Here is a 7,732-nt window from a genome sequence, read left to right on the forward strand (position 1 = left end):
GATCTACACCCGCCAGGAGCGCAACGGCATCCTGCTCGGCACCTATGAGAAGGCCTGCAAGCCGTGGTCGCCGGTCAACACGCCGTGGGATTTCGGCCATGAATTGCTCCCGCCCGACCTCGACCGCATCGCGCCGTCACTGGAAATCGGCTTCAAGCATTTCCCCGGCATCGAGAAGGCCGGCATCAAGCAGATCATCAACGGCCCCTTCACTTTCGCGCTCGACGGCAACCCGCTGGTCGGCCCGGTGCAGGGCCTGACCAATTTCTGGTGCGCCTGCGCCGTCATGGCCGGCTTCAGCCAGGGCGGCGGCGTTGGCCTCGCTTTGTCGAACTGGATGGTGCATGGCGACCCCGGCTTCGACGTCTGGGGCATGGATGTCACCCGCTTCGGCGAATGGGCAGGCCTGCGCTACACAAACGCCAAGGTGCGCGAAAACTATTCGCGCCGGTTCTCCATCCGCTTCCCCAATGAGGAACTGCCGGCCGCACGCCCGGCGCAGACGACGCCGCTCTACGACACGATGCTGGCCAACAATGCCGTCATGGGCGACAGCTGGGGACTTGAGACGCCGCTCTGGTTCGCGCCGAAGGGCAAGGAACCCAGGGATATCGTCTCCTTCCACCGCTCCAACGACTTCGGGCCGATCGGCGAGGAAGTGCGCGCCACGCGTGAGCGTGTCGGCGTCACCGAGATCGCCAACTTCGCCAAATACGAAGTGTCGGGACCTGCGGCCGAGGATTTCCTCAACCGGCTGATGACCAACCGCATGCCGAAGACCGGCCGCATCGTGCTGACGCCGATGCTCAACGAATTCGGCAAGCTGATCGGCGATTTCACCATCGCCAAGGCGGCCGAAGACCGCTTCATGATCTGGGGTTCGTCGGCGGCGCAGAAATACCACATGCGCTGGTTCGAAAAGCACCTGCCGAAGGACGGGTCGGTCCGCATCCACCGCTTTGACCAGACGCTGGTCGGCCTGTCGATCGCCGGGCCGAAGTCGCGCGACTTGCTTCAGAAGCTGGTCGATGTCGACATCTCGACCAAATCCTTCCGCTTCATGGATTTCCGCGAGATGGCTGTCGGCGGCGCGCCATGCCTGGTCAACCGCATCACCTACACCGGCGACCTCGGCTACGAAATCTGGATGGCGCCGGCCTATCAGCGCCTTGTCTATCAGGCGATCAAAGACGCCGGGGTGGAGTTCGGCCTGGTCGATTTCGGCATGCGCGCTCTGCTCTCCATGCGTCTCGAAAAGAACTTTCCGACCTGGTTCCGCGAGCTGCGGCCGATCTACGGACCGTTCGAAGGCGCGATGGATCGCTTCATCAAGCTGGAGAAAAACGACTTCATCGGCCGCGAGGCTGCCGCCAAGGAACAGGCCGAAGGACCAAAACTGCGCCGCGTTTCCTTCATCGTCGATGCCGCCGATGCCGATGTCATGGGCGACGAGCCGATCTGGGCCAAGGTCAGCAAGGACTACGGCACGGTTGAAAAGCCGCACGGCTATGGCGCGCCGCGCTTCGACAAGAGCGGCAAGGAAATACGTGGCTCCAAGGCTGCCGAAGGCGCGTCCGCCGTGCGCGGCATCGTCGACGGCGACTGGCGCGTGGTTGGCTGGGTCACGTCGGGCGGCTATGCCCACTATGTGCAGAAGTCGATGGCGCAAGGCTATGTGCCGGCGGCTCTTGCCGAGGACGAAAGTGCCGGACTGTTCGAGATCGAGATCCTCGGACACCGCCGACCGGCCCGCATCAACGTCGAAGCGCCCTTCGACCCTAGCGGCGAGAAGATGCGGACCTGATCATGGACAGCGCGGGGCCAAAGGGCAGCTTTGGCCGGCATCGCAAGATCATGCCGTTCGAGCCGGACTCTATCGAAGCGCTGCGCGACGCCTCCCGCCAGAAGGCAGTTGGGCTCAACCAGCATGTGCTGGGCTACGGCGCGCAGGCTGAGGCTGAATGGGCAGCGGCAGGCATTGCCGCTCCCGATCTGCCTGCCATGCGCCAGTACCGGCTGGAACGCATCCGCGCCGAGCTGAAGCGCCGCGGATACGCCGGCGCCCTGCTCTACGACCCCGTCAACATCCGCTACGCCACCGACAGCACCAACATGCAGCTCTGGGTGGCGCACAACCCGACGCGGCATTGTTTTGTTGCCACCGACGGGCCGGTGGTGTTGTTCGACTATTTTTCCTGCGAGCACCTGTCCGACCATTCCGGCGTCGTCGACGAAGTGCGGCCGGCGGTATCGTGGATGTATCTCTATGGCGGCGAACTGACCGAGCAGAAAGTCCGCCGCTGGGCCGCCGGAATCGTCGATCTGGTGAAAGAGCATGGTGGCGGCAACAGCCGGATCGCCATCGACCACATCAATCCGGAAGGCGTCGAGGAACTGGCTCGCCTCGGCATTTCCATCGGCAATGGCGAAGCGGTGATGGAGAACGCGCGGCTGATCAAGTCTCCGGACGAAATCCTGGCCATGCGCCGCGCCATCGTCGCTTGCGAAGCGGCGATGGGCGAGATGGAACAGGCGCTGAAGCCGGGCATTTCCGAGAACGAATTGTGGGCGGAACTTCATCGCGGGAACATCGCGCGCGGCGGCGAATGGATCGAGACGCGATTGCTCACGTCGGGGCCGCGCACCAATCCGTGGTTCCAGGAATGCTCGTCACGCAAGATCGAGGCTGGCGATCTTGTAGCCTTCGACACCGACCTGATCGGTCCCTACGGCTTCTGCGCCGACCTGTCGCGCACATGGCTGTGCGGCGATACAACGCCGACCAACGAACAGCGCGACCTGTTTCGCATCGCCGCCGATCAGATCGAACACAACACGGCTCTGATGCAGCCGGGCATCAGGTTTCGCGACCTTGTCGAACGCTCGGCGGTACCGCCCGGCGATTGCTTCCCGACCCGTTACGGCGTGCTTTATCACGGCGTTGGGCTGGCCGATGAATATCCGACGCTGCCGCATGCCAGCGACTGGACATCAGACACGCCGGACGGCGTGCTGGAACCAGGCATGGTGCTGTGCGTGGAAAGCTATATCGGCCGGCTTGGCGGGCGCGAGGGCGTCAAGATCGAGGAGCAGATCCTGATCACCGCGGCCGGCAACGAGCAGCTCTCAACCTACCCGCTTGACGAGCGGCTGCTCGGCTAGTCCGGCAATGGCCTCACGCAGCGCCTTGACCGTCTTTTCCGGCGTCGTTGCGGCGGTGATGTAAGGCAGGCCTTTGCGCCGTCCCGTCCAGCCGATGACCGCCACCTTTTTCGCCGCCGGCTCGAAGCGTTGCGCCAGTATCCAGCTCTCGCAGTCGATCGCCGCAACATCGGCCCTGCCTTCGGCAATGGCGACGATCGAAGCGCGATGGCCGCCGCTTTCGCTCCGCGAGGCAAAGATGTCCAGACTTTCGCCCATCACATCCAGGTCGCGTGTCAGTCCGAGAAACCCCGACATCGAATCGAGGCTGTTGAAGGTGAAGCGCTTGCCACGCATCAGATTGAGCGGGAGCAAGGGGCTGCCGTCCGCCGGCGATAGAACTTCCGGCCCCTCGCCTGTCCGCATCACCAGCGCGCTGGAATAGAGTTCGCCTTGCCCGCCTTCGTAGGCGTCGTAGCTGGGCTGGCCGATCACCTGCACATGCCTGGACAGGCCAAGCTCCATCGGCCCCCAGCAGGTCTGCGCGAACAACAGCGCCGGGTGCAGCCAAAGCTCGTGATAGTCGAGTTCATCCGGCGGCAGGGTCGCCGGATCGGGCGCGATCAATGTACCGGCAGCATCGCGAATACCGCCCGGCACCGACGGCAGGTCGCCATTGCTGCGCACCAGGGTTTGCGGCGCGTCGATACCTTTTTGCCGGAAGGCATCGCGCAATCGTGCCCATTGCGCGTCGACCTCGCCGCGCACTTCGGGCCAGTCATACATCGGCAACGCCGCAACCAATTCACTCATGCCGACACTCAATCATCATGTCTGGAAAAAGGATCGCAAAAACGCGGCGTCCAATCAGAATTGGCCGACGCGGATCCCGGATAGGCCGGAATTATTCCTTCGGCGGCTCGGCGGGGACCGGCGCACTGCCCAGCCCGCTGATGCTGCGCGCCCTGATGCGCGGCTTGAAGGCCCTGCCCGGCTCCGGCGCACGTCGCAGCACCGGGTGCACGATCGGCTCTTTCGCCTTGAAGGCATAGGCTTTTATCAGCGCGAAATAGTTCGGATAGGCATAGCCATTGTTCATCCGCAGCCATTCCTCACGGCGGTCACGAAACAGCTTGGGCAGCTTGTACCAGGCCACGGTCGGGGTCTTGTGGTGGACGAAGTGCAGATTGTTGTTGAGGAACAGGAACGACAGCGGCGAGCGCTCGACGATCACCGTGCGGCCTTCCGGATGTTCCGACCATTGATGCTCGGCGAACGTACGGATCGAGATCAGCGACTGGCCGAGCCAGACCGGGACCAGAATGTAAAGCCACAGCGGGATGCCGAAGCCGAACTGGACGATCGGCAGCACGACAGCCAGGCCGATCGCATGCAGCAGCCAGGCCTTGCGGATCGCCTTGTCGCCCGCAATCATCTGCTTGGCGTCGTCGATGAAGAAGCCGACGCAGGACAGCCAGGGGCCGAGCACGAAACGGCCGGCCATGGTGTTGTTGATCTTGAGCAGGAATTTCATCGTCGGCGGCAGCTCGTCATGCTGCCAGAGTGCTTGATAATAGCTCTCGGGATCGTCCAGTGGATCGGTCAGCCGCTCGTCGGCGTGATGGCGCAGATGAATGGTCTTGAAGCGGCGGAATGGCCAGACCAGACCGATCGGCAGAAACACAAAGGCTTCGTTGACCCGCGCGTTGCGCGTCGGATGACCGTGCAGCACTTCGTGCATGATCGAAGATTGCAGTGCGGCGGTGAAAGCCAGGACGGCGAGCGCCAGGACGGGGTAGGATGGCCAGAGCAGGAAACCGGTGGCGAGCCATGTTGCGTAACAGAAGAAGGCGAGTACCACGGTCGGCCACTCGATGGCCGGTACGCTGTGTCGCCTGATGCTCTTGCTCGTCATGCTATCGACCACTGTCCCTCAGTCGCCGGAACCCCAATTGGTTCCTGACAGTATTGTGTCAGGAGAAATGATTCCACTCAACGAGACAAAGTGCACAAACTGTTGCGATTGCGCATTTTTGACCGCACATGTTATACATTGTAAACAGACTTAGGGATTCATTTACGCCTGAGATGCGCTTGGAAGCGGTTCGGCGCAAATTTTTCCTCAATCGGCTTGGAGCACGGACATGGACAAGCGCGACCTGTCGACGATCTTCCGCGAACGCCTGAAAATGCTCTTGACACGCTCCGACCTCAACCAGTCGGCCTTCGCGACTGCGGTTGGCATCGACCGCTCGGCGCTGTCGCAGCTGCTGTCGGGCGCCTCGACCCGCCTGCCCCGCGCCGAAACGCTGCTCAACATCGCCGCCGAGTTCAAGGTGTCACTGGACTGGCTTCTCGGCCTCAGCCAGGACGAGGGCCTCACGGGCGAAATCCGCGAGAGCCTGGAGATCGAGGAAGCGCCCGACGGTTTCGACCGCACGCTGCTGGCCAAATGGCATGCCGAGGCGGCCGGCACCAAGATCCGCTACGTTCCAGCCGGCATTCCCGATCTTCTGCGCACCGAAGCGCTGGTCGACTACGAGGCGGGCATCGCCAACAAGAGCCGCCTCGCCCAGGCCGGAGAAACCCAATACCGCATCGACTATAACAGGCGGCCGGAAACCGACATGGAAGTCTGCATGCCGCGCCACACGCTGGAGATCTTTGCCCGCGGCCTGGGTGTCTGGGATCGTTTCCCGGAAGCCGACCGGCGCGCCCAGTTGCTGCATATGGCGACGCTGCTCGACGACCTCTACCCGACCTTCCGGCTATTTCTCTATGATGGGCGGATGCGCTATTCGATCCCCTACACCATCTTCGGCCCCTATCGTGCCGCCATCTATGTCGGCGACATGTATCTGGTGCTCAACGCCACCCAGCCGATCCAGACACTGATCCAGCACTTCGACAATCTGATCCGCGCCGCCGACATCAATGCGCACGAGGCGTCCGGCTTCGCGCACAGACTGGCCGGCATGTCGTTCCCAACAGGGACTGTCTGAGCTTCCAATCATGGTCCTCTGGCAAAGCCTAAGATTTAGGCAGGACCCGATAAAAAACGACGGCGACCGCTCCGAAGGGCGGCCGCTATTTTTGTTCGTCATTGTTCCGGAGAGGATACCAAGGGTCGCAGCTCAGCGCCGGCTGAACAGCAGGCTGGCAACAAGCCCGAGCACCACAAGGCCGACCGCGGCGGCCGCCGCCGGATGGTCGCGGGCCGACTTCTCGATCACCCTGCCCTGTTTGCGGATTGCCGGCATGGCATCGCGCAGACGCCCGGCAAGATCGGAATAGGTGTCGAGCGCGGCATCGCGACCGTCCTCGTAATAGGCGCCGCCGCGCCTCGCCACAGCCCTCCTCAAGCTGGCCAATTCCTTGGTGAGAGCCGCGACCTGCTTGTCGAGGTCGATGTCCGAGAGGGTCGAAAATGATGCCATGATGTGTTTCCTTCACTTGCAGAAGGAAACGAAACGCCTCACCGGAAGACGGGTTCCGGTTTTCGAGATATCGATGTCGCTTCGGGCTGCTCTATCTCTTTGTTTTCACGCAATTCCCAAGGGAAAGCGCCATGCGCTTTTCCGGGAAAACCGTGTCACACTTTTCCTGGAATTGCTTTAGCGCACCTGGTCAAGCAGGCGCTTGCATTCCAGGAGGTCGAACAGCGCCTCCTGTAGCAAGGCCCGATTGTCGCGCGAGAGCTTCGACGCGTCCGGCTGCACCGGACCGTCCTCGTCGCTCTTGCCCAGGCCGAAAAAGCGGCGGCTGGGCTTGACCCGCGGCTGGCCAACCAGTTCGTCATCCATGCCGCGCGGCTGGGCTGCAGGCGTCAGCGGCACCTGATCGGCCTGCCTGCGCTGCGAGATCGCCTCGACGGCGGCCATGTCACCATTGCCGATGGCGACCAGGAAATGATTGCCATTCTCGCGCAACAGTTTCTGCACGCCCTTGATGGTGTAGCCCTGGTCGTAGAGCATGTGGCGAATGCCCTTGATCAGTTCGACATCCTGCGGCCGGTAGTAACGACGACCGCCGCCGCGCTTCATCGGCTTGATCTGGTTGAAACGCGTTTCCCAGAAGCGCAGCACATGCTGCGGCAGATCGAGATCTTCGGCGACCTCGCTGATGGTACGAAAGGCGTCGGGGCTCTTGTCCATGGGCGAATCCTCACGCTGGACGACGATCCGGCTTACCCTGCCGAATCGGGTCTTATTTCAGCGGTTTATGAAGCAATATTCAAGCCCGGCGTCATGGCGGCGGCGGTTTTCAACCGCGCAGTGGGCTACTTGCCGCTTTTGGCCTTGCCGCTTTGGTGGGAGCGCAGGATACGGCTCTTCAGCACGTTCGACGACTTGAAGGTCATCACCCGGCGCGGCAGGATCGGCACTTCTTCGCCGGTCTTGGGATTGCGGCCGATGCGCTCGTTCTTGGAGCGGACGTGGAATGTAGCGAAGGACGACAGCTTCACTGTCTCGCCGCGGACGATCGCTTCGCAGATTTCGTCCAGCACCGCTTCGACGAGTTCGGCCGATTCAGTGCGCGACAAGCCGACCTTCCGGTAAACTGCCTCGGCAAGGTCGGCGCGCGTAAGTGT

The 7,732-nt window shown here is 62.4% G+C and carries 8 protein-coding genes; 3 read left to right on the forward strand and 5 right to left on the reverse strand.

The features are described from left to right. Together EN935_RS14475 and EN935_RS14480 are read left to right on the forward strand one after the other, a co-directional pair. Positions 1 to 1,804, forward strand: a 1,804-nt coding sequence (locus EN935_RS14475; RefSeq protein WP_164771130.1) for an FAD-dependent oxidoreductase, incomplete at its 5' end; no start/stop codon positions are given. Positions 1,805 to 1,806: 2 nt separating this feature from the next. Beyond that, complete coding sequence (locus EN935_RS14480) at positions 1,807 to 3,162, forward strand: Xaa-Pro peptidase family protein (protein WP_127263097.1); 1,356 nt, start codon at positions 1,807 to 1,809, stop codon at positions 3,160 to 3,162. Here EN935_RS14480 and EN935_RS14485 read toward each other — a convergent pair. Both EN935_RS14485 and EN935_RS14490 read right to left on the reverse strand, forming a co-directional pair. Continuing rightward, the gene (locus EN935_RS14485; RefSeq protein ID WP_127263098.1) at positions 3,127 to 3,954 is read right to left on the reverse strand and encodes a PhnD/SsuA/transferrin family substrate-binding protein; all 828 of its coding nucleotides are present in this window, start codon (positions 3,952 to 3,954) and stop codon (positions 3,127 to 3,129) included. The two genes, EN935_RS14480 and EN935_RS14485, sit on opposite strands and share 36 nt — an antisense overlap. A 91-nt stretch (positions 3,955 to 4,045) precedes the next feature. Then, positions 4,046 to 5,056, reverse strand: a complete 1,011-nt coding sequence (locus EN935_RS14490; RefSeq protein WP_164757599.1) for a fatty acid desaturase — start codon at positions 5,054 to 5,056, stop codon at positions 4,046 to 4,048. A gap of 229 nt (positions 5,057 to 5,285) precedes the next feature. Between EN935_RS14490 and EN935_RS14495 the strand changes: the two genes are divergently transcribed. After that, a complete protein-coding gene (locus EN935_RS14495; RefSeq protein WP_013531192.1) occupies positions 5,286 to 6,143 on the forward strand; it encodes a helix-turn-helix transcriptional regulator in 858 nt (285 codons plus the stop codon). A gap of 132 nt (positions 6,144 to 6,275) precedes the next feature. Here EN935_RS14495 and EN935_RS14500 read toward each other — a convergent pair whose 3' ends face one another. The 3 genes from EN935_RS14500 to EN935_RS14510 form a co-directional block, all read right to left on the reverse strand. Next, a complete protein-coding gene (locus tag EN935_RS14500) occupies positions 6,276 to 6,578 on the reverse strand; it encodes a hypothetical protein (RefSeq protein WP_126068800.1) in 303 nt (100 codons plus the stop codon). Between the two features lie 177 nt (positions 6,579 to 6,755). Next, positions 6,756 to 7,295 (reverse strand): MerR family transcriptional regulator, encoded by a 540-nt coding sequence (locus tag EN935_RS14505; RefSeq protein WP_023810244.1) that lies wholly within the window; start codon positions 7,293 to 7,295, stop codon positions 6,756 to 6,758. A 125-nt stretch (positions 7,296 to 7,420) separates the two neighbouring features. Continuing rightward, positions 7,421 to 7,732: integration host factor subunit alpha (locus tag EN935_RS14510; RefSeq protein ID WP_127373397.1), on the reverse strand; the 312-nt coding region annotated here is incomplete at its 5' end.

Origin of the sequence: Mesorhizobium sp. M7D.F.Ca.US.004.03.1.1 (assembly GCF_003998635.1) — a bacterium.
GTDB classification, from domain to species: domain Bacteria; phylum Pseudomonadota; class Alphaproteobacteria; order Rhizobiales; family Rhizobiaceae; genus Mesorhizobium; species Mesorhizobium loti.